Origin of the sequence: Microbacterium sp., from assembly GCF_047605725.1 — a bacterium.
Lineage (GTDB): Bacteria > Actinomycetota > Actinomycetes > Actinomycetales > Microbacteriaceae > Microbacterium.
Genome location: NZ_JASGFE010000043.1, coordinates 1 through 25,706, shown reverse-complemented (window position 1 = coordinate 25,706; position 25,706 = coordinate 1). Strand labels below are relative to the sequence as shown.

22 protein-coding genes and 1 pseudogene are annotated in these 25,706 nt (G+C 71.3%); 5 read left to right on the top strand and 18 right to left on the bottom strand.

From position 1 onward, the window contains the following. Positions 1-22: 22 nt before the first annotated feature. Positions 23-688 (bottom strand): hypothetical protein, encoded by a 666-nt coding sequence (locus QM641_RS09750; RefSeq protein WP_415115914.1) that lies wholly within the window; start codon positions 686-688, stop codon positions 23-25. Positions 689-731: 43 nt separating this feature from the next. Next, positions 732-1,232: an amino-acid N-acetyltransferase gene (locus tag QM641_RS09745; protein ID WP_415115912.1), complete on the bottom strand. Its 501-nt coding sequence runs from the start codon at positions 1,230-1,232 to the stop codon at positions 732-734. Positions 1,233-1,339: 107 nt separating this feature from the next. On the opposite strand from QM641_RS09745, the gene QM641_RS09740 reads away from it, so the two are divergent. Beyond that, entirely contained in the window at positions 1,340-3,820 is a 2,481-nt protein-coding gene (locus QM641_RS09740) for a circularly permuted type 2 ATP-grasp protein (protein WP_415115910.1), read from the top strand. After that, on the top strand, positions 3,817-4,716 hold the full coding sequence (locus tag QM641_RS09735; protein WP_415115908.1) for a transglutaminase family protein: 900 nt from the start codon (positions 3,817-3,819) through the stop codon (positions 4,714-4,716). The genes QM641_RS09740 and QM641_RS09735 overlap by 4 nt, the downstream gene beginning before the upstream one ends. Before the next feature lie 214 nt (positions 4,717-4,930). Here QM641_RS09735 and QM641_RS09730 read toward each other — a convergent pair whose 3' ends face one another. Continuing rightward, on the bottom strand, positions 4,931-7,453 hold the full coding sequence (locus tag QM641_RS09730) for an ATP-dependent Clp protease ATP-binding subunit (RefSeq protein WP_415115906.1): 2,523 nt from the start codon (positions 7,451-7,453) through the stop codon (positions 4,931-4,933). Between the two features lie 466 nt (positions 7,454-7,919). On the opposite strand from QM641_RS09730, the gene QM641_RS09725 reads away from it, so the two are divergent. Together QM641_RS09725 and QM641_RS09720 are read left to right on the top strand one after the other, a co-directional pair. Then, a complete protein-coding gene (locus QM641_RS09725; protein ID WP_415115904.1) occupies positions 7,920-8,543 on the top strand; it encodes a hypothetical protein in 624 nt (207 codons plus the stop codon). Next, positions 8,540-8,770 (top strand): helix-turn-helix domain-containing protein, encoded by a 231-nt coding sequence (locus tag QM641_RS09720; protein WP_415115902.1) that lies wholly within the window; start codon positions 8,540-8,542, stop codon positions 8,768-8,770. Before QM641_RS09725 ends, QM641_RS09720 begins: the two co-directional genes overlap by 4 nt. A 166-nt stretch (positions 8,771-8,936) precedes the next feature. On the opposite strand, the gene cls is transcribed toward QM641_RS09720, so the two are convergent. Both cls and QM641_RS09710 read right to left on the bottom strand, forming a co-directional pair. Then, the gene (gene cls, locus QM641_RS09715; RefSeq protein WP_415115899.1) at positions 8,937-10,403 is read right to left on the bottom strand and encodes a cardiolipin synthase; all 1,467 of its coding nucleotides are present in this window, start codon (positions 10,401-10,403) and stop codon (positions 8,937-8,939) included. A gap of 19 nt (positions 10,404-10,422) precedes the next feature. Continuing rightward, complete coding sequence (locus tag QM641_RS09710; protein WP_415115897.1) at positions 10,423-10,635, bottom strand: hypothetical protein; 213 nt, start codon at positions 10,633-10,635, stop codon at positions 10,423-10,425. Between the two features lie 114 nt (positions 10,636-10,749). Here QM641_RS09710 and QM641_RS09705 point away from each other — a divergent pair, with 114 nt between their 5' ends. After that, positions 10,750-11,856, top strand: coding sequence for a DUF4192 family protein (locus tag QM641_RS09705; RefSeq protein WP_415115895.1), 1,107 nt, complete (start codon positions 10,750-10,752; stop codon positions 11,854-11,856). 208 nt (positions 11,857-12,064) lie between these two features. Here QM641_RS09705 and QM641_RS09700 read toward each other — a convergent pair whose 3' ends face one another. The 13 genes and pseudogenes from QM641_RS09700 to QM641_RS09640 form a co-directional block, all read right to left on the bottom strand. After that, positions 12,065-15,130 (bottom strand): glycoside hydrolase family 2 TIM barrel-domain containing protein, encoded by a 3,066-nt coding sequence (locus tag QM641_RS09700; protein ID WP_415115893.1) that lies wholly within the window; start codon positions 15,128-15,130, stop codon positions 12,065-12,067. Positions 15,131-15,147: 17 nt separating this feature from the next. After that, positions 15,148-16,071, bottom strand: coding sequence for a carbohydrate ABC transporter permease (locus QM641_RS09695; protein WP_415115891.1), 924 nt, complete (start codon positions 16,069-16,071; stop codon positions 15,148-15,150). Beyond that, positions 16,068-17,006: a carbohydrate ABC transporter permease gene (locus QM641_RS09690; RefSeq protein ID WP_415115916.1), complete on the bottom strand. Its 939-nt coding sequence runs from the start codon at positions 17,004-17,006 to the stop codon at positions 16,068-16,070. Before QM641_RS09690 ends, QM641_RS09695 begins: the two co-directional genes overlap by 4 nt. Beyond that, the gene (locus QM641_RS09685) at positions 17,006-18,337 is read right to left on the bottom strand and encodes an ABC transporter substrate-binding protein (protein ID WP_415115889.1); all 1,332 of its coding nucleotides are present in this window, start codon (positions 18,335-18,337) and stop codon (positions 17,006-17,008) included. Before QM641_RS09685 ends, QM641_RS09690 begins: the two co-directional genes overlap by 1 nt. Before the next feature lie 92 nt (positions 18,338-18,429). After that, the gene (lysS, locus tag QM641_RS09680) at positions 18,430-19,929 is read right to left on the bottom strand and encodes a lysine--tRNA ligase (protein WP_415115887.1); all 1,500 of its coding nucleotides are present in this window, start codon (positions 19,927-19,929) and stop codon (positions 18,430-18,432) included. Between the two features lie 71 nt (positions 19,930-20,000). Further along, a complete protein-coding gene (locus tag QM641_RS09675) occupies positions 20,001-20,681 on the bottom strand; it encodes a DUF2520 domain-containing protein (protein WP_415115885.1) in 681 nt (226 codons plus the stop codon). Then, the gene (locus tag QM641_RS09670) at positions 20,678-22,429 is read right to left on the bottom strand and encodes a PH domain-containing protein (protein WP_415115883.1); all 1,752 of its coding nucleotides are present in this window, start codon (positions 22,427-22,429) and stop codon (positions 20,678-20,680) included. Before QM641_RS09670 ends, QM641_RS09675 begins: the two co-directional genes overlap by 4 nt. Continuing rightward, on the bottom strand, positions 22,426-23,025 hold the full coding sequence (locus tag QM641_RS09665) for a PH domain-containing protein (protein WP_415115881.1): 600 nt from the start codon (positions 23,023-23,025) through the stop codon (positions 22,426-22,428). Before QM641_RS09665 ends, QM641_RS09670 begins: the two co-directional genes overlap by 4 nt. Beyond that, entirely contained in the window at positions 22,970-23,464 is a 495-nt protein-coding gene (locus tag QM641_RS09660) for a DUF3180 family protein (protein ID WP_415115879.1), read from the bottom strand. The genes QM641_RS09665 and QM641_RS09660 overlap by 56 nt, the downstream gene beginning before the upstream one ends. Further along, positions 23,461-23,991: a 2-amino-4-hydroxy-6-hydroxymethyldihydropteridine diphosphokinase gene (gene folK / locus QM641_RS09655; RefSeq protein ID WP_415115877.1), complete on the bottom strand. Its 531-nt coding sequence runs from the start codon at positions 23,989-23,991 to the stop codon at positions 23,461-23,463. The genes QM641_RS09660 and folK overlap by 4 nt, the downstream gene beginning before the upstream one ends. Beyond that, positions 23,988-24,353 carry a dihydroneopterin aldolase gene (folB, locus tag QM641_RS09650; RefSeq protein ID WP_415115875.1) on the bottom strand — a complete coding sequence of 122 codons (366 nt, stop codon included), beginning with the start codon at positions 24,351-24,353 and terminating at the stop codon, positions 23,988-23,990. Before folB ends, folK begins: the two co-directional genes overlap by 4 nt. A gap of 28 nt (positions 24,354-24,381) precedes the next feature. After that, positions 24,382-25,197, bottom strand: coding sequence for a dihydropteroate synthase (gene folP / locus QM641_RS09645; RefSeq protein WP_415115873.1), 816 nt, complete (start codon positions 25,195-25,197; stop codon positions 24,382-24,384). A 10-nt stretch (positions 25,198-25,207) separates the two neighbouring features. Then, positions 25,208-25,706 (bottom strand): annotated as a pseudogene (locus QM641_RS09640) (cell division protein FtsH); the annotation flags it as partial.

The window sequence follows — 25,706 nt, the reverse complement described above, 5'->3', positions numbered from 1 at the left end:
TCAGCCCAGCACCAAAGACCGCTCAGCCCAGCACGAACACGGCGTCGTCGACCGAGTCGATGCCTCCGACCGACACCGACAGGTGGAAGTAGCCGGCGGGAGCCGCCGGGCGAGCACTGCTGCACGTGTCCACCGCCGAGCGCGTGCGGTCCCACTGCAGCGGCGTCAGGCTCGACACGGTCTGGTGGGCGTCGAGCGTGACCACCTGGTCGCTCGGCTCGGTCTGACAGTCGGTGGAACGCCACCACGTGTCGCTGCCGCTGGTGATCGTGAACGCCTGGGTCGTCGTGCCCACGTTGATCAGGCAGGCCTCGTCGCCGTCGTTCGTGAGGGTCATCGACAGCTGCGGCAGCTCGCCACTGGCGTACGACTCCTTGTCGGTGACCGCGGTCACCGACACGTTCGCCGTCGTGCAGGCATCCAGCGCCTCCCCGGTCGGCGAGACCGACGGGGTCGGCGCGGCCTCGGTCGACGGCTCGGATGCCGGCGTGGTGGGCGGCGCGGTCGTGGGCGCGGCCGAGCGGGTCGAGGCCGACGGGGTCGGTGCGGCCTTCGGCGCGCCCCGCCAGGGCTGCCAGATCAGAACCGCCACGATCGCCACGACGGCGAGCAGCGCCAGCAGCACCGCCAGTCGGCGGCGGCGATACACGGCCGGGGACAGGCGACGGCCGGACGGGGTGCTCACCATGCCAGGCTATGCCGCGGCATCCGTTCCACCCGCGCAGACGCGCCTACAGGCGCTTGAGCATGCGCGTGTTTCCGAGCGTATTGGGCTTCACGTGGGCGAGGTCGAGGAACTCGGCAACGCCCTCGTCGGGGCTGCGCAGCAGCTGCGAGTACACGTCGGGATCGACGACCTGCTCGCCGATCGGCGCGAAGCCGCGCCGCGCGAAGAAGTCCACCTCGAAGGTCAGGCAGAACAGGCGCGAGAGGCCGAGCGCGCGTGCGTTGTCCTCCAGCAGCCCCACGAGCGCCCCGCCGACGCCGCGGTGCAGCCAGTCGTCGGCCACGATGAGGGTGCGGATCTCGCCGAGGTCCTCCCACATCGCGTGGAGGGCGCCGCAGCCGATCACGCGCCCGTCGGCCTCCGCGACGACGAACTGCTGCACCGACTCGTAGAGGACCACGAGATCCTTGCCGAGGAGGATGCGGCGCTGCACCCAGGGATCGAGCAGATCGAGGATGCTGCGCACGTCGCTCGTGCGCGCCGGACGGACGTGGAACGGGATCACCGCACCACCATACGCCGCGACGAGCACGGGTAGGGTGAGGAGGACAATCGGCGACAGGGATCGGCCCGGCGAGCGCACGGCGATCGACCCGAGGAGGGTGCAGCGGCGTGACCGTGCTTCGTGACTACGCCGCCGCGACGACCCGGCCGACGCTGGCACTGCCCTTCGTCGCCGACCCGCGCTACGACGAGGTCGTCTCTCCCGATGGCGGGCTGAGGCCGGCGTGGAAGGCGCTCGCCTCCGCCTTCTCGCTGACCGCGGAGGAGCTGCAGCGCGTCGACGGCGAGATCACGCGCTTCCTCGCCGACGACGGGGTGGCCTACCTCAGGCCGGACGTCGGCGCCCAGCCCTGGCAGCTCGACCCGGTGCCGCTGGTCGTCGACGCCGCCGACTGGGCTCGGCTCGACGTGGGCCTCGCGCAGCGCGCCGAGCTGCTCAACGCCCTGCTGGTCGACCTGTACGGTGCGCAGACCGTGCTCGCCGAGGGCATCGTGCCGGCGGCGGCTGTCTTCGGGCACGCCGGATTCGCCCGCCCGGTGGCCCGCGGTCGCAACGCCGACCCGCAACCGCTGCTGCTGTCCGCCACCGACCTCGGCCGCGCCGCCGACGGCGAATGGCATGTGCTTGCCGACCGGGTGCAGGCGCCGTCCGGGTTGGGCTTCGCGATGGAGAACCGGCGGGTCATCTCGCAGGTACTGCCCGAGCTGTACCAGGAGGGCGACCCGCACCGCATGGAGCCGTACTTCTCGGCGCTGCGGGCGGCGCTGATCTCCGCGGCATGCGAGACCGTGTCCGCCCCCCGCATCGTCGTGATGTCGCCCGGCCCGTTCTCGGAGACCGCGTTCGACCAGGCGTACCTCGCGAACGCTCTCGGGTTCCCCCTCGTGCAGGGCGAGGACCTCGTCGTGCGCGACGGCTGGGTGTGGATCAAGCCCGCCGGCTGGCCGAAGACCACCCCGGCCGAGCGCGTCGACGTCATCGTCCGCCGCGTCGACGCGGAATGGTGCGACCCGCTGGAGCTGCGCGCCGACTCGCACCTGGGCGTCGCCGGCCTCGCCGAAGCGGTGCGGCGCGGACGGGTGCGGCTGGTCAACGGCCTGGGCGCGGGCGTGCTGGAGAACCCCGCCCTGCTGCCGTACCTGCCCGCGGTGTGCGAGCACCTGCTCGGTGAACGGCTGCGGCTGCCCTCGGTGCCGACGTGGTGGTGCGGCGACCCCGACGCGCGGGAGCTCGTGCTCGCCCGGCTCGCCGCGGGCGACGACGCCCTGATCGTCCGCGCGATCGACCAGCCCCGCAAGACCGTGGCGGGGCTGGATGCCGGTGAGCTGGCCGCGCGCGTCCGCGCCGCCCCGCACCGCTTCGTCGGCCAGGACCTGCTGGCCCTCTCCCAGGCACCGGTGTGGCGGTCCACCGGGCAGGCGCAGGCCCTCGCCCTGGTCCTGCGCGGGTTCACGCTGCGGTACGGCTCCGCCTACCGGCCGCTGGTGGGGGGCCTGGCCACCGTCCGCGACGGGGCCGCCACGCCGCCGACGACCAAAGACGTGTGGGTGCTCAAGTCCTCGGCATCCGATCCCGACCAGGGCCTCGCCGAGATCACGACACCGCCGACCGCGCGCGTGATTCCCGCCCTCGCCCCGCGGGCCCTCGCCGACCTGTTCTGGGCGGGCCGCTACGCCGAGCGTGCGGAAGACCTGCTGCGGCTGCTGCTGACCGCCCAGCAGCAGCTGGAGCAGTCCGCCGATCCGGACGACGCGCGGATGCTGCGGCGGGCGCTGCGGCGCCTGGCCGGGCCCGCGCTCCCCGACCCCGAGGAGGACTTCCGCTCGCTGCTGCTCGACGCCCGGCGTCCGGGCTCGGCGGCGCATTCGCTCGCCCAGCTGCGGGCGGCGCTGGCGGGCGTGCGCGACCAGCTCTCCGGCGACACGTGGCGGGTGTTCTCCAACGTGGAGCGGGCGGCACGGTCGCTGCGCTCCTCGACCCGCGCGCACCGTACGGCCGAGTCGGGTGGGCGCATGCTCGCGGCCGTCCTGTCGCTGCACGGGGTGACCTCGAACATGATCCGGGATGCCGGCTGGCACATGATCGAGTCCGGGCGCTTCCTCGAGCGCGGCCTCCAGGTGTGCCATCTCCTGGGCGCTGCGGCCGCCGAGGAGCGGTCGCGCTCGCACCGCGACGACCTGACGGCGCTGCTGACGGCATCCGAGAGCGTGGTGACGCACCGCCGGCGCTACCGCGGCACGATGCGCACGTCCGATGTGCTCGACCTGCTGCTGCTGGACCCGGACAATCCGCGCTCGGTGGCGTTCGCGCTCGCCCAGCTGCGCACGCATCTGGCCGCCCTGCCGTCCTCGACCGGGTCGACCCGCCCCGAGCGCCTGCGCGAGCAGCTGGAGGCGAGCCTCGCCCAGCTCGACGCGGTCGCGCTGGCGGCCGCGCCGCGCGCGCAGCTGGTCGTGTTCCTCAAGCGCACCGTGGCCGGCTTCGAGCAGCTCGGCGACGCGATCGCGCAGCTGCACTTCGAGAGCGGACCACCGCCGGTGCCGATGTCGGCGCTCTCGCTCGTCGAGCACCAGGGGGTACCGGCGTGACGGGCTACCGCGTAACCCACCGCACGACCTACACGTACAGCAAGCGGGTGCAGGACAGTGTGGGACAGTTCCATCTGGTGCCGCGCTCGCTCCCGTGGCAGCGCGTGCACGCGTCGAGCGTGGTGGTCGACCCGGCGCCGGGCGACGTGAGCGTCGACACCGACTACTTTGGCAACTCCTCGACGTACTTCCATCTCACCGAGGCGCATTCCCGGCTCGTGATCGAGGCGACCAGCGATGTCGACGTCGACGCGCCCGCCTACCCGGATGCCGCGCAGCGACCGTGGGAGCACGCCCGCCCGCTCGTGCACCCGCGCGAGCCGGGCGCATGGCGGGCTACCGAGTACGCGCTGGAGTCGCCGCGGGCGCGGCACGCCGACGAGGCGACCGCGTACGCGGCGGCATCCCTCGCCCCCGGTCGGCCGCTTGCCGAGGCGGTGACCGACCTGATGCACCGAATCCACGCGGACTTCGCCTACGACAGCACCGCGACGACGGTGACGAGCACGGTGGCGGATGCCATGGCCGCCCGCGCCGGCGTGTGTCAGGACTTCGCGCACGTGGCCCTTGCGGGCCTGCGGGGCAACGGCGTCGCGGCGCGGTACGTGTCCGGGTACCTGGCGACCCAGCCGCCCCCCGGCAGGGAGCGCGTCGTGGGGGCGGATGCCTCGCACGCGTGGCTCGCGGTGTGGATCCCGGGCACCGAGCAGTGGCTCGCGATCGACCCGACGAACGACCAGTGGGCGAACGACCGCTACGTCACGGTGGCCTGGGGTCGCGACTACGGCGACGTGTCGCCGGTGCGCGGCATCATCTTCACGAAGGCGAAGCGCTCGACCCTGCACGTGTCGGTCGACGTCGCCCCGGTCGACGTCGCCCCCGTCGACGCGCACTGACCCGCGCCGCGCCGCGGTCGACGCGCGCCCCAACGCCGACCCGCGCCGCCGGGCCCCGCCCGACCCGCCCGCGCCCCGCGCCGACCCGCTCCGCGCCGCGCCGATCCGCGAGACTTCATCCGCGCACCGAGACTGCATGCCGGGCGTGCAGTCTCGGTGCACCAGTGGAGTCTCGCGACAGTGGCGGGGCCGGGGTCGGGGCGCGACAGTGGCGTCAGGCGCTGGCGGCGAGGTCCGGCGTCGCGGCGATCTCGCCGGCGGCGCCGACCCCCACGGCGACCCGGTCGCCGCGCGGCCCGGTCTCGAACACGAACTCGCCGCCCTGCGCGTCCACCTTGACGTGGTCGCCGGCGACGAGCTCGCCGTGCAGGATCTTCTCGCTGAGCCGATCCTCGACCTCGCGCTGCATGGCGCGGCGCAGCGGCCGGGCACCGAGCGTTGGGTCGAACCCGATCTCGATGAGCCTGTCCTTGGCGGCATCCGTCAGCTCGACGGTCATGTCGCGGTCGAGCAGCCGCTCCGAGAGGCGCTTCGTGAACAGGCCCACGATCTGGCGCAGCTCGTCCTTGTTCAGCTGCGGGAACACGATGATGTCGTCGAGACGGTTGAGGAACTCGGGCTTGAAGTGGCGCTTGAGCTCCTCGTCGACCTTGCCCTTCATGCGCTCGTAGCTCGTCTGCGCGTTGCCCTCGACCTGGAAGCCCACCGGGCCGCCGGCGATGGCCTGCGAGCCGAGGTTGGTCGTCATGATGATGACGGTGTTCTTGAAGTCGATCACGCGGCCCTGGCCGTCGGTGAGGCGGCCCTCCTCCAGGATCTGCAGGAGCGAATTGAAGATGTCGGGGTGCGCCTTCTCGATCTCGTCGAACAGCACGACCGAGAAGGGCTTCCGCCGCACCTTCTCGGTGAGCTGGCCGCCCTCCTCGAAGCCGACGAACCCGGGAGGGGCGCCGAACAGCCGCGAGACGGTGTGCTTCTCGCCGAACTCGCTCATGTCGAGCGAGATGAGCGCTCCCTCGTCGTCGAACAGGAACTCGGCGAGGGCCTTGGCCAGCTCGGTCTTTCCGACACCGGTGGGCCCGGCGAAGATGAACGAGCCGGACGGACGTTTGGGGTCCTTCAGCCCAGCGCGCTGGCGGCGGATCGTGCGGCTCAGGGCCGCGATGGCCTCCTCCTGACCGATGACGCGCTGGTGCAGCGCCTTCTCCATGAAGACGAGGCGGCTGGTCTCCTCCTCGGTGAGCTTGAAGACGGGGATGCCGGTGGCCTGCGCGAGCACCTCCGCGATCAGGCCCTCGTCGACGATCGCGTGGGATGCCACATCGCCGCTGCGCCACTGCTTCTCCAGGCGCAGGCGCTCGGCCAGCAGGGACTTCTCCTCGTCGCGCAGGCTCGCGGCCTTCTCGAAGTCCTGCTCCTCGCTGGCGAACTCCTTGTCCTCGCGGACCTTGGCGATCTTCTCGTCGAACTCGCGCAGCTCCGGCGGGCTGGAGAGGATCGACAGGCGCAGGCGCGCGCCGGCCTCGTCGATCAGGTCGATGGCCTTGTCCGGCAGGAACCGGTCGCTCACGTAGCGGTCGGCGAGGTTCGCAGCCGCGACGATCGCGCCGTCGGTGATCTGCACCTTGTGGTGCGCCTCGTAGCGGTCGCGCAGGCCCTTGAGGATGTTGATCGCGTGCGGCAGGCTCGGCTCCGCTACCTGGATCGGCTGGAAACGGCGCTCCAGCGCGGCATCCTTCTCGAAGTGCTTGCGGTACTCGTCGAGCGTGGTCGCCCCGATCGTCTGCAGCTCGCCGCGCGCGAGAAGGGGCTTGAGGATGGATGCCGCGTCGATCGCGCCCTCGGCCGCACCCGCGCCGACGAGGGTGTGGATCTCGTCGATGAACACGATGATGTCGCCGCGCGTGCGGATCTCCTTGGTGACCTTCTTCAGGCGCTCCTCGAAGTCGCCGCGGTAGCGGGAGCCGGCGATGAGCGAGCCGAGGTCGAGCGAGTAGACCTGCTTGTCCTTGAGCGTCTCGGGCACGTCGCCCTTGACGATCGCCTGCGCGAGGCCCTCGACGACGGCGGTCTTGCCGACGCCGGGCTCGCCGATCAGCACGGGGTTGTTCTTGGAGCGGCGCGAGAGGATCTGCATGACGCGCTCGATCTCCTTCTCGCGCCCGATCACCGGGTCGAGCTTGTTCTCGCGCGCGGCCTGGGTGAGGTTGCGGCCGAACTGGTCGAGCACGGCCGACCCGCCCTGCGCCTGCTGCGGGCTCTCGTGCGCGGCGCCGGAGACCGCCGCGGGCTCCTTGCCCTGGTAGCCGCTGAGCAGCTGGATGACCTGCTGGCGCACCTTGTTCAGGTCGGCGCCGAGCTTGACGAGCACCTGGGCGGCCACGCCCTCGCCCTCGCGGATGAGACCGAGCAGGATGTGCTCGGTGCCGATGTAGTTGTGGCCCAGCTGCAGCGCCTCGCGCAGGCTCAGCTCGAGCACCTTCTTGGCGCGGGGGGTGAACGGGATGTGCCCGGTCGGCTGCTGCTGCCCCTGGCCGATGATGTCCTGCACCTGCTCGCGCACCGCGTCGAGCGAGATGCCGAGGCTCTCCAGGGCCTTCGCTGCCACGCCCTCGCCCTCGTGGATGAGGCCGAGCAGGATGTGCTCGGTGCCGATGTAGTTGTGGTTGAGCATCTTCGCCTCTTCCTGGGCGAGCACAACCACGCGACGGGCACGGTCCGTGAATCTCTCGAACATCGTCCGACTCCTCCGGGGCGCACTGGTGGCGCCTTACCTCGAGGGTAACGAGAGGCGGATGCCGTCACGCCCGTGTTCGCCGTGGGCGTGATGCTCGTGGTGCTGCCTCGGGAGGTCCGGCGCCTCGCGGCGCTGCCCGGGGCGGGACCCCTCGCGGCGCTGCCTCGGGAGGTCCGGCGCCTCGGGGCGCTGCCTCGGGGCAGTTGCCCCGTCGCGCTCACTTGGCCCATTGTGTCGCGCCTCCGCCCGCGCGCGACCATTCGCGCCCAGTGACCACGGCCACGTCGCGCTCACTTGGCCCGATGTGTCGCGGCGGCCGGAAAGGGCGACCATTCGCGCCCAGTATGACGAGCGGCGCGCGATGGCGTCGGGAGCCTCAGGCGTGCCCGGATCGCGTGCTTGACAACGACAATCGATATGTATATCGTTTCTCGATAACAACGATCATCGATATGGAGGTCGAGAGATGAAGACTCCCGCAATCCCGGACCGCATCCTGAGCAGGAACGACGTCGTCGCACTCTGGTTCTTCCTCGTCGTCGGGGCCGCACTGGTCGTCATGACGGCCGTGTTCGCCGGCGCGCGGATCGTCGACGCCGTCTCCGCGACGACGATCCAGGTGCCGGGAGAGTTCTCCGGCACCACGGCCGAGGCCGCGATCGGACCCGACGGCGCGCCACGGACGGTCGAGCTCGACTCCGCGTTCCTGATCACCGACGGGATGTCCGTCGCCGGACGCGCCGCGATCGTGGTCGAGCAGGTGCTCGCGGTCGCGAGCACCGCCACGGTCGTCGGATGCCTCATCGCACTGAGCGTGTCGGTCCTGCGCGGACGGGTGTTCAGCCGGCGCAACACCGTGCTGGTGAACATCGCCGGAGCCGCCGCGCTGTGCGACATCGCCGTCGTGCCGTTCTTCGGCAACATGGCCGCCAACGACGCGTTCCGCGCGATCTCGGACGGCACGTTCAACAACGTGATCATGACGGGGGATCTGACCACGCTGTTCCTCGCCGCCTTCGTCGTGGCGACAGCCTCGATGGTGTTCACGATCGGCGACCGGCTGCAGCGCGACACCGAAGGACTCGTATGACTCCCCCGGACGAGGACGGACCCACCGGCATCCACTGCCGGCTCGATGAGCTGCTCGCCGAGCGCGGGATGACCCTGGCCCGGCTCTCCGAGCTCGTGGGCGTCTCGGTCGTGAACCTGTCGGTGCTCAAGAACGACCGCGCCCGGGCGATCCGCTACTCGACCCTGTCGGCGATCTGCCGGGCGCTGGACTGCGAGGTCGGCGACCTCCTCGTGCGGGGCGAGTGAACGCCGAGGCCCCTGGCATCCCTCCCTCGCCGCCCCCGCGAGTCACTACTCCCCATCCCGAGTCACTGCCCCCGCGCCGAGTCACTGCGCTCCAGGGCAGTGACTCGCGAGCAAGGCAGTGACTCGCGGGTCAAGACAGTGACTCGCGAGCGAGCACAAGACCCCCCTACTGGAGGGCGGAGGTGAGGCGCGCGAGGTTGTCGAGCACCGTGGAGCGCAACGGCTGCTGCTTCCACTCCTGAAGGGTGAGCTCCCGGCTGAGCGAGCGGTAACGGTCCTCGACGGCACGCAGCTGGTCGACGAACTCGGCGCCGCGCACGAGCATCGAGATCTCCAGGTTGAGACCGAACGAGCGCATGTCCATGTTGCTGGAGCCGATGATGGCGGTCTCGTCGTCGATCGTGAGGCTCTTGGTGTGCAGGATGAAGGGCTTCCGGTACATCCAGATCTTCACGCCCGCCCGCAGCAGCGCCTCGTAATAGCTGCGCTGCGCGTGATAGACCATCGCCTGGTCGCCCTCCTCCGAGACGAACAACTCGACCTGCAGCCCGCGCTGGCAGGCGGTGGTGATCGCCAGGAGCAGGCCCTCGTCGGGCACGAAGTAGGGGCTCACGATGATGACGCGGTGCTGGGCCGCGAACAGCAGCGCCATGAACATCTTGAGGTTGTTCTGGAACTCGAAGCCCGGACCGGAGGGCACGATCTGGCAGTCCAGGTCGCCCGGGCCTGAGCCGATCTCGAACAGGTCGATCTCGTCGGTGAGCACCTCGTCGGTCTCGCTGTACCAGTCGGAGAGGAACACCGCTCCCACGCTGGCCACGACCGGTCCTTCGACCTTGACCATGAGGTCGACCCAGTGCAGTCCGCGCGCGATGTTCTTGCGCAGGTTGTAGGTGGAGTCGGTGAGGTTCTGGGAGCCGGTGAACGCCACGCGCCCGTCCACCACGAGGAGCTTGCGGTGGTTGCGCAGGTCGGGACGCTGGTACTTGCCCTTCAGCGGCTGCACCGGCAGCATGAGCCGCCACTGCGCACCCATCGCGTCCAGGCGCGCCAGGGTCGTCTTGTAGTAGGGCTTGCTGCGGTTGGCCCAGTGGTCCAGCAGCACGCGCACGACGACGCCGCGCGCGCGAACCTCCTCGAGTGCGCGGAAGAACACGTCGGTGGTGCGGTCGGATTGGAGGATGTAGAACTCGACGTGCACGTACCGCTGCGCTTGGCGCACGGCATCCGCCATCGCCTGAATGCTCTCCTCGTAGTCGGAGATCAGCTTCGCTCCGTTGTCCCCTGCCAACGGCATGGCCCCGAGGTTGCGATTGAGCGTGACGAGCGAGGTGAACCACTCCGGGGCGTCGGGGCGGAGGCTGCCGAAGTCGAGGTGCTCGCTCGTCTCGCGGATGTAGTTGTTGATCCGCTGCTGCTTGAGGCGGCGCTTGCGCGGCAGCCTCGGGTTTCCGATCAGGAGGAACAGCACGACGCCGACCAGTGGGATGAAGTAGATGGCCAGCAGCCATGCCATCGCCGCCGTGGGGCGACGATTGCGGGGGATCACGATGATCGCGGCGATGCGCACCGTGATGTCGAAGACCAGGGCCAGCAGCACCCACCACGTCCAGTCCAGCGTGACGGTGATCATGCGGTCCCCCCGAAGATGCTCACCCGTTGGTGCTCGCGGACGCGTGGCCGGCGTCGCCGGGCGGCCGGGCGGGCAGCCCTCGTTTCGCGCGCTCCTCCGCCTCGATCTTGGCGTAGGCGCGGCGCTCGTGCCGGTCGATGCGCAGGATGGAACGGAGGACGAAGACGAACAGGCCGAGCACCACGACGGTCGGCAGCAGCGACCAGAGCACCGCGACCCAGTATTCGTCCACGGCTCCATCGTACGCGGGCGCAAGGACTCCTCCCCAGGAGGCGAGTTCGCGAAACTGTCCACGGATGCCGCGATCGGCATCCCACGAGGGCCCGCGACCGGCGAATCTCGTCTCATGACCACAATCGCGAAAGTCTCCGGCCCCGCTCACTTCCTCGCCCTCATCCCTTCCCTGCTCGGCTTCCGACCGGCGCAGAGCCTCGTCGCCGTGCCGCTTCGCCGGGGCGGCAGCCTCGGCGTGCTGCGTGTCGACCTGCCACCCGACGACGACCTCGACGCGTGCGAGCGCGTGGCCTCGAGCGTCCTGGGTCTCATGTGCCGCGTGGCCGGGGTCGACGCCATGATCGCCGTCGTGTACACCGACGCCTCGGCCCGTCCCGCGCTGCCCTCTCCGCGGCTGGTCGACGCGCTCCTGCGGGCGTGCGACGTGTGCGGCCTGCCCGTGGCCGACGTGCTCGTGGTCGGCGCCGACGGGTGGGGCTCGCCGTTCGACCCCCTGCATCCGGAGGAGGCGCGGCCGCTCGAGGAGATCGAGACGGCGGATGCCGCCGGGCTCCCGCCCGTCACGCAAGGCCAGACCGACGGGGCCGACCTGCCGGCCACGACCGCGGCGCAGCGGAAGGCGACCGGTGCCGCCCTCGCGCACCTGCGGTCCGCGACGGGGACCGGGCGACGTCGCAAGGCGAGACCCGTGGAGCCGGAGGTCGTCGAAGCCGCGCACGCTCTCGCCGACCCCGCGGCGCTCGCGGAGCACGCGCTGCGCGACGACATGGAGCTCACCCCTCTGCGGGCAGCGACCCTCGCGGCGTGCCTGGGCCGGCCCGCGCTCCGGGACGTCGCCCTGGTGTGCTGGGCGGAGGGCCTCGACGCGGGCAAGCGCGCGGTCACCGCCCAGCAGGCCTGGGAGGACGGCGAGGAGTACCCGCCCGAGCTCGCGCTGATCCTGTGGGGCGATGCGCCGCGGCCCGATGCGGCCAGATTGCGTGCGGCGCTCGAGCTCGTCCGGCACGTCGCCGCGCTGACCCCGCGATCGTACCGCGCGGGTGCGCTCGCCGCCTGCGGCTGGCTCGCCTGGGCACTGGGCAGGTCCACGCACGCCGAGTGCTACGCGACCGCGGCGCTGGCGATCGACCCCGCGCACGGTCTCGGCCGGATCGTGCTCTCGTTCGTGTCGGCCGGGCACCTGCCCGAGTGGGCGTTCACCCCGCCGGCCGCCGACTGAACTGTCCGCCGGGCTGCCCGCGCCCCGCCCACGCCCCGCCCACGCCCCGCCCACGCCCCGCCCACGCCCCGCCCACGCCCCGCCCACGCCCCGCGAGACCTCCCGTTTGCAACGTTTTCGAACGAAAAACGTTGCAAACGGGAGGTCTCGCGGCAGGGGGCCGGCGCCAGCGGGGGTGTCAGGCCGGGGTGTCAGGCCGGGGCGTCGGTCAGACGGCGGCGAAGACGAACTCCATGGTCCGGGGCTGCGCGTACAGCATCGAGTCGGGCCACACGTCCGGCCCGCACGCGCGCGAGCCCAGCCCGTGCTGCGCCGCGTCGAGATACAGGTAGTGGTGCCCCGACCGGCGCACCTCGTGCGGGTGACCGGCCGCCGCGAGGTCCTGCGCCGTGTGCCGCGTCAGAATGAAGCCGGGGAGCCGCCCCTCCCCGTCGGGGAGGGCGGTGATCCGCAGCCAGTCGACCCCGCCGCGCCTGAGCGTGAGCTCCCTGAGGTCGCTGCGGTGGCCGCTCTCCTGCGGCCGCGCGTAGGGCACGGTCAGCTCGTCGATCCCGGCCTCGAAGCGCCCCACCCGCACGGAACGACGCGAGTCGGGGTACGAGTCATGCGGTCCGGTGCCGAACCACGCCGCGCCGTCGACGTCCTCGGGGAGGTCGAGACGGATGCCGATGCGGGGGATCACGCCATCCCAGCCGTCTCCGGGGGTCACCTCCACACGCAGCGCCACCTCGCCGTCCCGCACCGACCAGTGCTCGTCGACGGTCATCGTCAGCACGGAGTTCGCCGCCCCGCAGCGCCGCACGACGTGCAGCGCGTCGTGGGTGCCGGAGCACTCGACCACGCGCGAGACCACGCGGTCGAGCCCGTGCGCGCGCCAGGTCGTCTCGTTCGACGGTGCGGGCACGCCGCGGCCGAGGCCGACGGTCGGGTCGACGCCCACGTAGGAGCCGAATCCGCTGCCCCGGTCGTTGTCGGTGGGGGCCCGCCAAAGCTCCAGCGTCGGTCCGCCGACCGTCACCCCCGCGATGGACACGAGCCGGCCGCGACGGAAGCGCGCAGGACCGAGCTCTTGGGGCGGCTCGCCGCCGTGCGCTGCGGGCGGCGCGCCGCCGTTCCCCGTGACACGGCCGGGGGCAGGACGGCTCGCCGGCGTCGCATCGCCCGGCAGGCGCCGCTGCGCCGCCACCACGACGTGCCCGGCCGGTGCCCACGTCGTCGCCTCGGCCAGCACCGCCTCCACCGTCAGCCACAGCTCACCGGTGGCGGGGCGCGCGACGGCGGGAAGCCTCACCCGCCCCGTCTCCCCCGGGCGAAGCGTCGGCAGGTCGACGCGATCCTCGGCCACCGCGTGGCCGTCATGCTCGACCCGCCATCGCAGCTCGAGATCCGACGTGTCGGCGGTGTGACGCACGTTGGCGACGGTCACGGCCTCGTCGTCGAGCTCAAGCCGGATCGGCGCGACGACGTGCGCGAACTCGGCCAGGCCGGGCGAGGGAGTGCCGTCGGAGAGCAGCAGCCCGTCGGTGACGAAGTTGCCGTCGTGCACGACCTCGCCGAAGTCACCGCCGTAAGCGAAGAACTCGATCCCCTCCGCGTTGCGCACCCGCACGCCGTGATCGCGCCACTCCCACACGAACCCGCCGTGCAGGCGCGGATAGCGGTCGAAGACCTCCTGGTACTGATGAAGGCCTCCCGGGCCGTTGCCCATGGCGTGCGCGTACTCGCACTGCAGGAACGGCTTCGTGCGCTGGGTCGCCGACTCCGCCGCCGAACACCCCAGCAGCAGCACCGGGGAGTCGTCGCGACCGATCGCCTCGGTCTCGGGGACGCTCGCGTACATCCGCGAGTACACGTCGGTGTAGGCGCCGACCTGATCGCCCTCGTAGTGCACCGGGCGACCGGGGTCGCGCTCGCGCACCCAGTCCGCCATCGCGGCGAGGTTCTGACCGGTGCCCGACTCGTTGCCCAGCGACCACATCACGATGCACGGGTGGTTCTTGTCCCGCTCCACAGTGCGCTCGATGCGGTCGAGGTACGCGGCACGCCAGTCCGGATCGTCGCTGGGATTGCCCCGCCAGCCGACGTGCTCGAACCCGTGCGTCTCGAGGTCGCACTCCAGGATGACCCAGAAGCCCAGCTCGTCCAGCAGCTCGAGCAGGCGTGGATGGGGCGGGTAATGGCTCGTGCGGACAGCGTTGATGTTCGACCGCTTCATGAGCTTCAGGCCCGCGACCGCCTCCGCCTCGTCGAAGACGCGGCCGAGGTCGGGATGCCACTCGTGCCGGTTCACGCCGTGGAAAGCGACGCGCCGCCCGTTGACGAGGAAGCGGTCGCCGGAGATCACGACGGTGCGAAAGCCCACCCGCAGCGAGACGGTCTCCGCGGCCCCGGCGACGGTCGCCTCGTACAGCCGCGGGACCTCGGCCGACCATGGCTCGACGAGCGCGACCTCGACCGGGGCGACCTCGTCGGGGCTCTGCCACGTCACGTCGACGCCGAGCTCGGCGATGCGCAGCGTGACCGGATAGGCGCGCTCGTCGGCGACGATCTCCGGGACGACCGTGCCGGGCCCGGGCTCCCCCGGCTCGGTGTCGGCCCCGTCGAAGGAGGTGCGCAGCCACACGTCGTCGATGCCACCGACGGGCCTTGCCTCCAGCGTCACGTCGCGGAAGATGCCGGGGAGCCACCACTGGTCCTGGTCTTCCAGATAGCTGGCGGCCGACCACTGGTGCACCCGCACGACGATGACGTTCCGCCCCGTGCGGACGGCACCCGTGACGTCGAACTCCTGGACCAGGCGGCTGCCGGAGCCGACACCGATCTCGATGCCGTTGACCCACACCCGGTACCGCGACTCGACCCCGTCGAACCGCAGGAGCACCCGCGCGGCATCCGCCCACGACTCCGGCAGCTCGAACGTGCGCCGGTGATCGCCGGTCGGGTTCTCGTCGGGCACGAACGGCGGATCGATCGGGAACGGGTACTGCGTGTTCGTGTAGATCGGATGGCCGTACGCCCCGTCGCCTTCGAGCACCCAGTGCGACGGCACCGGGATGACGTCCCACGCCGAGTCGTCGTACTGCTCGCCGGCGACGTCGTCGGGTTCCTCCCCCTCGGGCAGGAACCCGACGTCACCGGGCTCGCCGGGCGCTCCCGGCAGCAGCCGGAACCGCCACGAGCCGTTCAGCGAGAGCCGCCGGGCGTCGGTGCGCAGCAATGAGCGCGCAGGGGTACGTGCTCCGTGCCCGGGGGCACGGTCCGTGAGGTAGGTCACTTCCTTGACGGAGCCTTTTACTTGACGGAGCCTTCAGTCAGGCCGCCTCGCCAGAACCGCTGCAGGACGATCATGGCGACAGCCAGGGGGATCGTCGACAACAGTACCCCGCCGGTGGTCATCTGGTAGAACTCCGGCAGCCGGTTGACCTGGCTGAGCCAGTTGTTCAGGCCCAGCGTGATCGGGTACAGCTCGGAGTCGGCCAGCATGACCAGCGGCAGGAAGTAGTTGTTCCAGATCCCGACCAGCTGGAACAGGAACACCGTCACGAGCGCGGGCGTGAGGATGCGAAGGCCCACGGCGTGGAAGATCCGCAGTTCGCCGGCCCCGTCGAGGCGTGCCGCCTCCAGCAGGGCGTCGTCGACCGTGGCCTGCGAGTAGATGCGGCACAGGAACAGCCCGAAGGGCGACACGAGCGAGGGCAGCAGCACGCTCCAGTAGGTGTTGGCGAGCCCCATCTGGCTGAACAGCAGGAACAGCGGCAGCGCGGTGGCGGTCGCGGGCACGAGCACGCCGCCGAGGATGACCCCGAAGACCACGTTGTTGCCGCGGAACTTGTACTTGCCCAGCGCATAGCCGCCGGCGGCGGCGAAGTACGTCGCGAGCACGGCGCCGACACCGGCGTACAGCACCGAGTTCATGAACCAGCGCACGAAGATGCCGTTGTCATAGCTGAGCACCAGCGAGATGTTGTCCCACAGCGCGAAGTTCGGGGCGAACCAGAACCCGAATGTCGCGAAGAGGTCCTCCGACGTCTTCGTCGCCGCCACGAACACCCAGTAGACCGGGATCAGGAAGTAGAGGGCGACGATCGTGAGCAGGCCCGTGACGATGATCGTCGACCCCGCGGAGCGCCCCGCGGAACGATCTGTCGCGTTGACCTTCGCCTTCGAGGCGCGCACGACGGTGGTGGTGTCGGAGCCGGGTGCTGTCGTGGTCATGAGCTCTTCCGATTCGTGAGGCTGAGGAAGATGAAGGAGAGGATGAACGCGGCCAGTGCGATGATCACCGCTTGCGCCGCGGCCACGTTGTACTCGTTGTACGCGAACGCCATCGTGTAGGCCGACAGGTTCGGTGTGTACTGCGAATCGATCGCGGGCGAGAACATCATGAGCACCTGCGGCTCTGCGAACAGCTGCAGGGTCCCGATGATGGAGAAGACCGTCGTGAGCACGAGGGCCGGCGCGATCAGCGGGAGCTGAATGCTGAACGCGACCCGCCACGGCCCCGCGCCGTCGACGCGAGCGGCCTCGTACAGCTCGCCGGGGATGGCCTTGAGCTGGGCGATGATGATGAGCATGTTGTAACCGACGTACGTCCAGGTGACGATGTTCGCGACCGACCACAGCACCGTATTGGGACCGAGGAAGTCGAGCTCGATGCCCATCATCGCGGCGACGTCGACGATGGGGCTCAGGCCCGGAAGGTAGAGGAACGACCACAGAATGGTCGCGATGACCCCTGGCAGGCCGTAGGGCATGAAGTAGGTCGCCCGGAAGAACCCCGGCCACTTCGCGGATGCCGACTCCAGCAGCAGCGCGAGCACGGTGGCGGCCACGATCATGACCGGAACCTGCACGATGCCGAACAGCAGCACGCGCCCGATCGACGCCATGAAGTTCCCGTCACCGATGGCCAGCTGGTAGTTGGAGAACCCCGCGAACTCGCTGGTCACGCCGGCCTCGCCGAAGAGCCCTTTGCGGCTGACCTTCGTGAAGCTCGAGCCGATCGCGACGAAGATCGGCAGGATGAAAGTGAGCAGGAACAGCAGCAGGAACGGAGTGAGCAGAAGCCATGGTGCCCGCCTGACCGCACCGGAGCGCCGCGCGGATCGGGCCCCTGTGGAGCCCGTCACGACGGTCGTGGTTGTCGACATCATTCCCCTGCCTTTCGGATGCTGAGGCCCTTGTTGCGGAACGCGGTGATGACGTGCTCCTCGGCCGTCGCGACCGAGTCGACGAGCGTCGTGCCCGACGCCTTCTTACGGAAGCCGTCGGCGAGGATGTTGAACGTCTGCTGCGTGATGGGCCACCACGCCCAGTTCGGGTTCTGCTCCTTGCTCGCGGGGACGAAGACCTCTTCGTTGTAGTTCTGGCCGCTGAAGAACTCGGACGGCTTCTCGCGCTTCGTCCCGATGATGCCGGGCACGGGCGACCAGCCGACGCCGGAGTAGTCGATCAGCGTGTTGATCCCCTCCTCGGTGGAGTTGAGCCAGAGGGCGAACTCGAGGGCTTCCTGGGGGTGCTTGCTGTTGGCCATGACAGCCGTGGTCGAACCGCCGATATAGCTCGACCCGAACCCCGAGCTCCACGTGGGCATCGGCGCGACCCGCCACAGCCCCGAGCCGCCGGCGACGCCCTCGACGAGGGCATCCCCCCAGCTCGCGACGGTCCATGACGCGATCTCGCCCTTGGCTGCGGCAGCGTACCACCCGGGCGAGTAGGGACCGATCGCGGTCGAGACGATGTCGTCGTCGACGGCCTTGTCGAAGAAGCGGGCGACCTCGAGGGTGCCCTCGTCGGTGAGGTTGATGACCCACCCGTCTTCGGTGGGGGTGAGCCACTGGGCGCCGGCCTGTGTGGCGAAGGAGCAGAAGAAGCTCGCGTCGTTAAGACCGAAGACGTCGATGTAGATGTCGGCCTTGCGGAACTCGCGGCCGACCTCGGCCCACTCGGTCCACGTCTTGGGCGGCTCGGCACCGATCTTCTCGTACGCGGGGGTCTGGTAGAACGTGCCCATCGGACCGGAGTCCTGCGGGATGCCGTAGACGCCCCCATTGAAGCTCACCTGTGCCCACAGCGTGGGGTCGAACGTCGATGCATGATCGTCGGCGCCGTAGCGGGAGACGTCGACGAGCCCGTTGACGAGCATGAACTCGGGGATCGCGCGCAGCTCGACCTGCCCGAGGTCGGGACCGCCGCCGGCCGCGATGGCGGAGTACATCTTCTGGTACCCGCCGGCGTTTCCGCCGACGATCGGCACCGCCTTGACGTAGATGTTCGGGTGGCTCGCGTTGAAGACGTCGGCGACCTTCTGCAGGTCTTTCAGCCACGCCCAGTACTCGATCGTGACCTTCTCGCCGTTGGCCGGCGGAATCGTCGGAAGGCTGTTGACCGACGTCGTTCCCGGCGTCGCGCAGCCGCTGAGCGACCCCAGTGCCACGGTCCCGAGTCCGGCCATGAGCAGTTGCCGTCTTGTGAGTGTCATCGGCCCTCCACTTCTTTGTGCAAGCGGGTCCACCCTACTGCACACTCCGCCCGCCGAGTCGCTGAACCCGATCCCCGAGTCGCCGAGGCGCGCTACTTGACGAGCGGGAAGAGGATCGTCTCGCGGATGCCGAGGCCGGTGATCGCCATGAGCAGGCGGTCGATGCCCATGCCCATGCCGCCCATCGGCGGCATGCCGTGCTCCATCGCCCGCAGGAACTCCTCGTCGACGGTCATCGCCTCAAGGTCCCCTCTCGCGGCCAGCCGGGCCTGCTCGACGAACCGCTCGCGCTGGATCACCGGGTCGACGAGCTCGGAGTAGCCGGTGGCCAGCTCGAAACCGCGGACGTAGAGGTCCCACTTCTCGACGACGCCCGGGATCGAGCGGTGCTCGCGCACGAGCGGGCTCGTGTCGAGGGGGAGATCCATGACGAACGTCGGCCGCGTGAACGAGTCCTTGACGAAGTGCTCCCACAGCTCCTCGACCCACTTGCCGTGGATCGGGTGCGCGGGCGCGTCGATGCCGGCCTTCTCGCCGAGGGCTTCGAGCTGAGTGAGCGGCGTCTGCGGCGTGATCTGAACACCGGATGCCGCCGACAGCGACTCGTACATCGAGACGCGGTCCCACTGGCCGCCGAGGTCGTACTCGGTGCCGTCGGCCCATGTGACCGTCGTGGAGCCCGAGACGGCGATCGCGGCGCGCTGGATCAGCTCCTGCGTGAGGTCGGCGATGCCGTGGTAATCGGTGTAGGCCTGGTAGGCCTCGAGCATCGCGAACTCGGGGCTGTGGGTCGAGTCGGCGCCCTCGTTGCGGAAGATGCGGCCGATCTCGTACACGCGCTCGATGCCGCCGACGACGGCGCGCTTGAGGAACAGCTCGGTCGCGATGCGCAGGTACAGGTCGGCGCCGAAGGCGTTGGACCGCGTGACGAACGGGCGGGCCGACGCACCGCCGTGCTGGATCTGCAGCGCGGGCGTCTCGACCTCGACGAACCCGCGCGCGTCGAGAGTGGCGCGAATGCTGCTGTTGACCTTCGCGCGCGCCCGCACCGTCTCACGCGCCTGTTCGCGCACGATGAGGTCGAGGAAGCGCGAGCGCACGCGGCTCTCCTCGCTGAGCTCGGTGTACAGGTTCGGCAGCGGCAGCAGCGCCTTCGAGGCGATCGCCCACTCGCTCACCATGATCGACAGCTCGCCGCGGCGGCTGGAGATCACCTCGCCGGAGACGAAGACGTGGTCGCCGAGGTCGACGAGCTCCTTCCAGCGTGCGAGCTGCTCCTCGCCGACGGCGGCGAGCGAGACCATCGCCTGGATGCGGCTGCCATCGCCTGCCTGCAGGCTCGCGAAGCACAGCTTGCCGGTGTTGCGGCTGAAGACGACCCGGCCCGCGACAGCGGCGGTGACCCCGGTCTCCTCCCCCGCCTGAAGGCCGCCGAAGCGCTCACGCAGCCCCGGGATCGTGTCGGTGATCGGCAGGGTCACCGGGTACGCGCCGCCCGCGGCATCCGTCCGCTCGGCGATGAGCCGCTCGCGCTTGGCGAGGCGCACGGCCTTCTGCTCGGAGATGTCGGTCTCGTCGCCGTTCTCGGTCATTTCGCGGGGCTCCTCGGAAGTCGACCCCCAAGTCTATCCGCGGGCGTTCGCGACCCCGCTCGCGCGCAGGCTCAGGCGCTCTCGACCGAGCGGAGCGCGCGCTCGACGGTGGAGTGCACGAGCGCGGAGAGGAACCGGCCCGGGTCCTCGACCCCGGCCCGGGCGAGCAGGCCCGCCGCCTGGGACACGATCGCGGCGGAGAACTCGGTCGCCGTCGCGATCGCCTCGGCGTACGCTGCGCGATCGGCCTCGGCGACGACCACCGGCTCGCAGCCGAGCTCGACGGCCAGCGCCTGGGCGATCGGCAGCACCATCGCCGGCGCCGTCACCGCGGCGTACGACTCGCGCAGCCGGCGCAGGTCGATCGAGGTGCCCGTGAACGTCATCGCCGGGTGCACCGCGAGCGGGATCGCGCCGCGCGCGGCCGCGGGGGACAGTACCTCGGTGCCATGCGCCGGGTCGGTGTGCAGGACCAGCTGACCGGTCTGCCACGCGCCCAGCGCGGCGAGACCGGAGACGAGCCCCGGCAGCTCGTCGTGCGGCACGGCGACAACCACCAGCTCGCTGCGCCGCGCGACCTCTTCGGCCGTGAGCACCGGCACGCCGCGGAGCACCGCCTCGACCCGGTCGGGATCGGAACCGGGCGTCACGCCGGTGAGGGCGTGGCCCGCCCCTGCCAGCGCAGCCCCGATCACCGGGCCCACCCGCCCCGCGCCGATCACGCCGACGCCCAGGCGCCCGGAACGGGTCACACCGGTCTCCCCGCGTCGGATGCCGGGTCGTCAGGAGTGTCCGCCGCACCGGATGCCGGGTCGTCGGGACGCGCGTCGTCCTCCGACAGCGGAGCTCCAGGTCCCGGCTCGGAGGCCCATCGGTGGGACCGGTCGCCCGCCGCGGCCGCGATCGCCCCGGCCGCGGCATCCGACCACACCCGCATCGTCGCGGCACGATCCAGCGCGCCCAGCGCCCCCGGCACCGGTCCCAGCACGGTGTGCCCGCGCACCGAGGCCAGATCGAGCGTCCGGGCCAGCGGCCCCTGCGCGATGCGCACCGACTGCAGGCGCGCCAGCGGCAGCACCACGAGCGAGCGCCGCAGCAGCCCGCGGCGCAGGAACAGGGCGTCCGGCGTCAGAAGCACCCCGTTCCGGCGCCACGACAGCGGGCGCAGCCACCGTCCTCGCCGGGGGGTGTTCGTGTACGGGTCGCCGTCCACAGGGCCGCGGATGCCGTGCCGGAACACGTCCGGCCACTCGTGCGCCGGAACGCCCGGAAGGAGCAGCCGCAGCACGCGCTCCACGTCGGCGGGAGCGCCCACCGGCAGCACCGTGGACTGCGCCTGCCCGTCGCCGTCGCCCGACGACCGCCCGGACAGGCGATTGACCCGGATGGACCACCAGTCCGCGGGCCGCCACAGGATGTGCTGCTGCACCTCGACCGCGTGCACGCGCCCCGGCGGCAGCGTCTCGGTGATCGTCGTGAACAGCCCCGACGTGATCCGCACGCCCGACGGGGTGGGCGCGATGGAATAGCGCAGCGACCGGGTGATGGAGCGCATCCAGTACGCGCCGAAACCGAGGAGCGTCGGGATGGCGCTCAGCAACACCCACGGCTGGCCGAACGAGCTCCCCACCACGATCGCGACGACGATCGCCACCAGGGCGACGCCCGACGAGGACAGCAGGTGCGAGAGCATGACCCGTCCAGGAGGGATCTCGACCACCGACTCCGGCTCGTCGTCCTCGGTGTCGACGCCGTCGAGCAGGCCGGCGATACCGGCGCCGACCGTCGCGGCGGCCGCCGCCGCACCGCGCAGCCCCGCATCGGCCGCCGCCGCGGCGCCCAGACGCCGACCCGACGCGAGCCGAAGGATGTCGCCGCGCACCGTCTCGGCGTTCGTGGTGGACAGGTACTCGAGCTTGACGTTCGCGTCGGTGCCCGCGCCGACGACCTCCAGCTTGGCCATGCCGAGCAGGCGCGCCACCATCGGGCGGGTGAGGTTGACGCCCTGCACGCGGTCGAGCGGGGCACGGCGATGGGTGCGGAACAGGATGCCGCTTCGCACCTCCACGTCGTCGCCGGTGATGCGGAACGTGTGGAACCGCCACGACACGTACGCCCACGCCAGGACGAGGACGAGCACCGCGAGCACCGCGACGATCGCGACGACGACGAGGTTGTTGGCCACGACGAAGTCCACCGGGTCCTCGTCGTACTCCTCCCAGCTGCGGCCCTCCGGAAGGTCGGGCACGAGCCACGGGAAGATCAGCGTGAACAGCCGGTCGCGCAGGTTCGCGACCAGGATGCCGATGATCACGAGCAGGAACAGCCCGCCCCGAAGGAGCGGGGTGAGCGGATGCATCCGATGCCACTGGCCGTCGCTGAGCGAGGAGCGCACGGTGCTGCGCGGCGGGCCGGGCGGAGGAGCCGATGCCGGCGGGGACGGGCTCGGCGGCAGCGGCGCGGGCCGGCGCGGGCCGGTCGGGAACGGATCGTCGGTCACAGCCCGGTCCGGCGGGTCTCTGCGACGTCGATGAGCGTGTCGCGCAGCGTCTCGGCCGCCGCCTGGGCGAGGCCGGGGATCGTCACCCCGGTCGCCGCGGCGGCGGTGACGAGCTTGAGCTGGGCGATGCCGAAGCGGCGGTCGAGCGGACCGTGGGTGATGTCCACCAGCTGCATGCGCCCGTAGGGCACGGCCACCATGCGCTGCCACAGGATGCCGCGGCGGAACACCAGGTCGTCGGCGCGCAACTGGTAGCCGTAGGCGCGGGCCTGTCGCGGCAGGATCGCGAGCGTGCACACGAACCCGGCCATGACCACGCCCGCCGGGATCCACACCCACGCCTGCTGCAGGACGAGGGAGAGCACGAGCGCCGCCGTCAGCACCGCGACCAGCAGTGCGCCGTTGGTGATCACCTGCACGACGATGTATTTGCGCGAGATCTGGTGCCATCGGCCGTCGAGCGCCAGCCGATGCTCGCTCCGGGGCTCGCGCAGCGCGTCGTAGGTGCCGGCATCCAGCACCTCCGACCGCTGCGCGGGGTCAACCGGGCGGGGCGAGCTCGGCCCCGGGGTCGCCGGGTCCTGACTGTCCGTCATCGTCGTCCTTCCGAATCGTGCAGAGGTGCTCCGCGATCAGCCCCGCCACGACCAGCGCGGCGGCCGCCACGACGGTGGCGATCACGGCCCCCATCGAGCCTAACGACGGCGCCACCGGGCGGGTCGCGAGGAACGCGGCCATGCCCGCCGCAGCACCGCCGACCGCGGCCCCGACGATGCTGCATGCCTTCGCGAGCATCGCCACCCGGAGCGCGCGGAACGGGTCGACCGGCCGGCCGCGCACGCCGCGCGTGGCCCGCCGGATCGGCAGGGCGAGCATGACGGTGAAGGCCCCCAGCAGCACCAGGAGCACCGGCAGCATGACCGACGGGGTGAACGTCGGCCGGCCGGTCGAGGTCAGCAGCTGGTCGATCGCGTACCCGACGACCGCGCCGGCGGCCGCCACGGTGGCCAGGAGCGCCGCCGAGGTCCGTCTCACGGCGTGCTCCCCCGGGCCAGCAGGTCCGCCACACGGCCGTGCCCGGTGAGCACGGCGTCGGGGTCGATCCGCAGCCACGGGGCGAGCACGAAGTCCCGCTCGGCGGCGCGCGGATGCGGCAGCGTCAGCGCCGGGTCGTCGCTGACGACGTCGCCGTAGACGATGAGGTCGAGGTCGAGCGTCCGGTCGCCCCAGCGGACGATCCGCTCGCGGCCGTGCCGCGCCTCGATCGCGTGCAGGTACGACAGCAGCACCGAAGGAGCCAGGCGCGTGGCCACGATCGCCACCGTGTTGAGGTATGCCGGGGCCGTGGCATCCGGACCGTGCGTGGTCAAAGCGACCGTCTCGATCGGCTCGGCGGCCGCGACCAGGCGGGTCAGCGGCAGGCGGTCGAGCTCGCCGAGGGCGGCGGAGATCGTCCCGGCGCGGTCGCCGAGGTTCGCCCCGAGCGCGACGACGGCCTCGACCGTCCCGTTCCGGGGCGATTCCGGGACGTCGTGCAGTCCCTGCGCGAGCCGCCGGTTCATGCCTGCCTCGACCGGCGGACGGTGACGGCGACGTCGCCGAACGCCACCGGGATCGGCGCCTGCGGCTTGTGCACCGTGACGACGACGCGCTCCACGATCGCGTGCGCGAGCGCCGCGGTCGCGATGCGCTCGGCGAGCGTCTCCAGGAGGGCGACAGGGGGGCCGGCGAGGATCGCGGCGACCGTCTCGGCGAGCTCGCCGTAATGGACGGTGTCGACGATGTCGTCGCTGGCCGCGGCGGCCCGCGTCGACAGCTCCAGCGTCACGTCGGCGACGAACTCCTGCCCGTCGCGACGCTCCTGCTCGCACACGCCGTGGTATCCGACCGCACGGATGCCGGTCAGCACGATCTCGTCGGTCACGGTACCAGCCTACGTTCCCGGCGCGTGCTCAGTCCGGCGCGTGCGAGCAGGAGCCGCCGGTCCAGGCCGCCAGCACCGCGAGGGCGTCGCGCGTGCCCGCCACGTCGTGCACGCGCACGCCCCACACGCCGGACTGCGCGGCCAGCACGCTCGTGACCGCCGTGGCCAGGTCGCGGCGCTGCTCCGACGCCGCCCCTCCGAGCGCCGTGGCGAGCATGCGCTTGCGCGAGGTGCCCACGAGCACGCGGGGCCCGAGGGCGACCAGGCGGGGCAGCCCGCGCGCGAGAGCCCAGTTGTCCGCCGGCTCCTTGCCGAAGCCGAACCCGGGATCCAGCACGATCCGCCGGGGCGGGATGCCGGCATCCGTCGCCGCCTGCAGGCGCCGGGTCAGCTCACCGGTCACCTCCGCGACGATGTCGTCGTAGCGGGCGCGCGCGTACATGTCCGACGAATGGCCGCGCCAGTGGCCGAGCACCAGATCGGCCGCAGTGCCGGCGACCGCGGGAACCAGCTCCGGATCGGCCAGTCCCCCGGACACGTCGTTGACGATCGTCGCGCCCTCCGCCACGGCGAGCACCGCGGTGGATGCGTTCATCGTGTCCACGCTGACCACCGCGCCCGCCCCGACGAGCGCCTCGATCACCGGCAGCACGCGCTCCTGCTCCACCGCCGCGGGAACCCGTTCGGCGCCCGGTCGCGTGGACTCGCCGCCCACGTCCACGATCGCGGCACCGGCCGCGCGCAGCGCGAGACCGTGCGCGATCGCCGCATCGTGGCGCAGGTAGCGTCCGCCGTCGCTGAAGGAGTCCGCCGTGACGTTGACGACGCCCATGATCACGGCCATCGCGCCGGCCCTACGCGGTCGCGGGACGCGCCTGCCCCGTGGGGCGGCGGTGCGGGGCCTTCTCGGCCGACGTCGCCGCATCGGCCTCGGCGGCCGCGGCCAGGCCCGCCTGCTCGCGGCGCTGCGGCACATCCACCGGGGGCAGCGTCGAGACCGGGCGCTGCTGGCTCGACAGCCACTGCGGCCGGGGCGGCAGCTTCTTGACGTCCTTAAAGATCTCGGCCAGCTGCAGGTGGTCGAGCGTCTCCTCCTCCAGGAGGGCCAGAGCGAGCCGGTCGAGCACGTCGCGGTTCGAGTTGATGACCTCGTACGCCTCGTCGTGCGCCTGCTCGATGAGGGCGCGCACCTGCACGTCGACGCGCTCGGCGACCGACTCGGAGTACTCCCGGCCGTGGCCCATGTCGCGGCCGAGGAACATCTCGCCCGACGCCGAGCCGAGCTTGACCGGACCGACGTCGGTGGTCATGCCGTACTCGGTGACCATCTTGCGGGCGATGCCGGTGGCCTTC

Coding starts and splice junctions, on each gene's coding strand:
- QM641_RS09750 (WP_415115914.1), bottom strand. CDS start 688: ATGGTGAGCACCCCGTCCGGCCGTCGCCTGTCCCCGGCCGTGTATCGC.
- QM641_RS09730 (WP_415115906.1), bottom strand. CDS start 7,453: ATGTTCGAGAGATTCACGGACCGTGCCCGTCGCGTGGTTGTGCTCGCC.
- QM641_RS09725 (WP_415115904.1), top strand. CDS start 7,920: ATGAAGACTCCCGCAATCCCGGACCGCATCCTGAGCAGGAACGACGTC.
- QM641_RS09720 (WP_415115902.1), top strand. CDS start 8,540: ATGACTCCCCCGGACGAGGACGGACCCACCGGCATCCACTGCCGGCTC.
- cls (WP_415115899.1), bottom strand. CDS start 10,403: ATGATCACCGTCACGCTGGACTGGACGTGGTGGGTGCTGCTGGCCCTG.
- QM641_RS09705 (WP_415115895.1), top strand. CDS start 10,750: ATGACCACAATCGCGAAAGTCTCCGGCCCCGCTCACTTCCTCGCCCTC.
- QM641_RS09695 (WP_415115891.1), bottom strand. CDS start 16,071: ATGACCACGACAGCACCCGGCTCCGACACCACCACCGTCGTGCGCGCC.
- QM641_RS09690 (WP_415115916.1), bottom strand. CDS start 17,006: ATGTCGACAACCACGACCGTCGTGACGGGCTCCACAGGGGCCCGATCC.
- QM641_RS09685 (WP_415115889.1), bottom strand. CDS start 18,337: ATGACACTCACAAGACGGCAACTGCTCATGGCCGGACTCGGGACCGTG.
- lysS (WP_415115887.1), bottom strand. CDS start 19,929: ATGACCGAGAACGGCGACGAGACCGACATCTCCGAGCAGAAGGCCGTG.
- QM641_RS09665 (WP_415115881.1), bottom strand. CDS start 23,025: ATGACGGACAGTCAGGACCCGGCGACCCCGGGGCCGAGCTCGCCCCGC.
- folK (WP_415115877.1), bottom strand. CDS start 23,991: ATGAACCGGCGGCTCGCGCAGGGACTGCACGACGTCCCGGAATCGCCC.
- folP (WP_415115873.1), bottom strand. CDS start 25,197: ATGGCCGTGATCATGGGCGTCGTCAACGTCACGGCGGACTCCTTCAGC.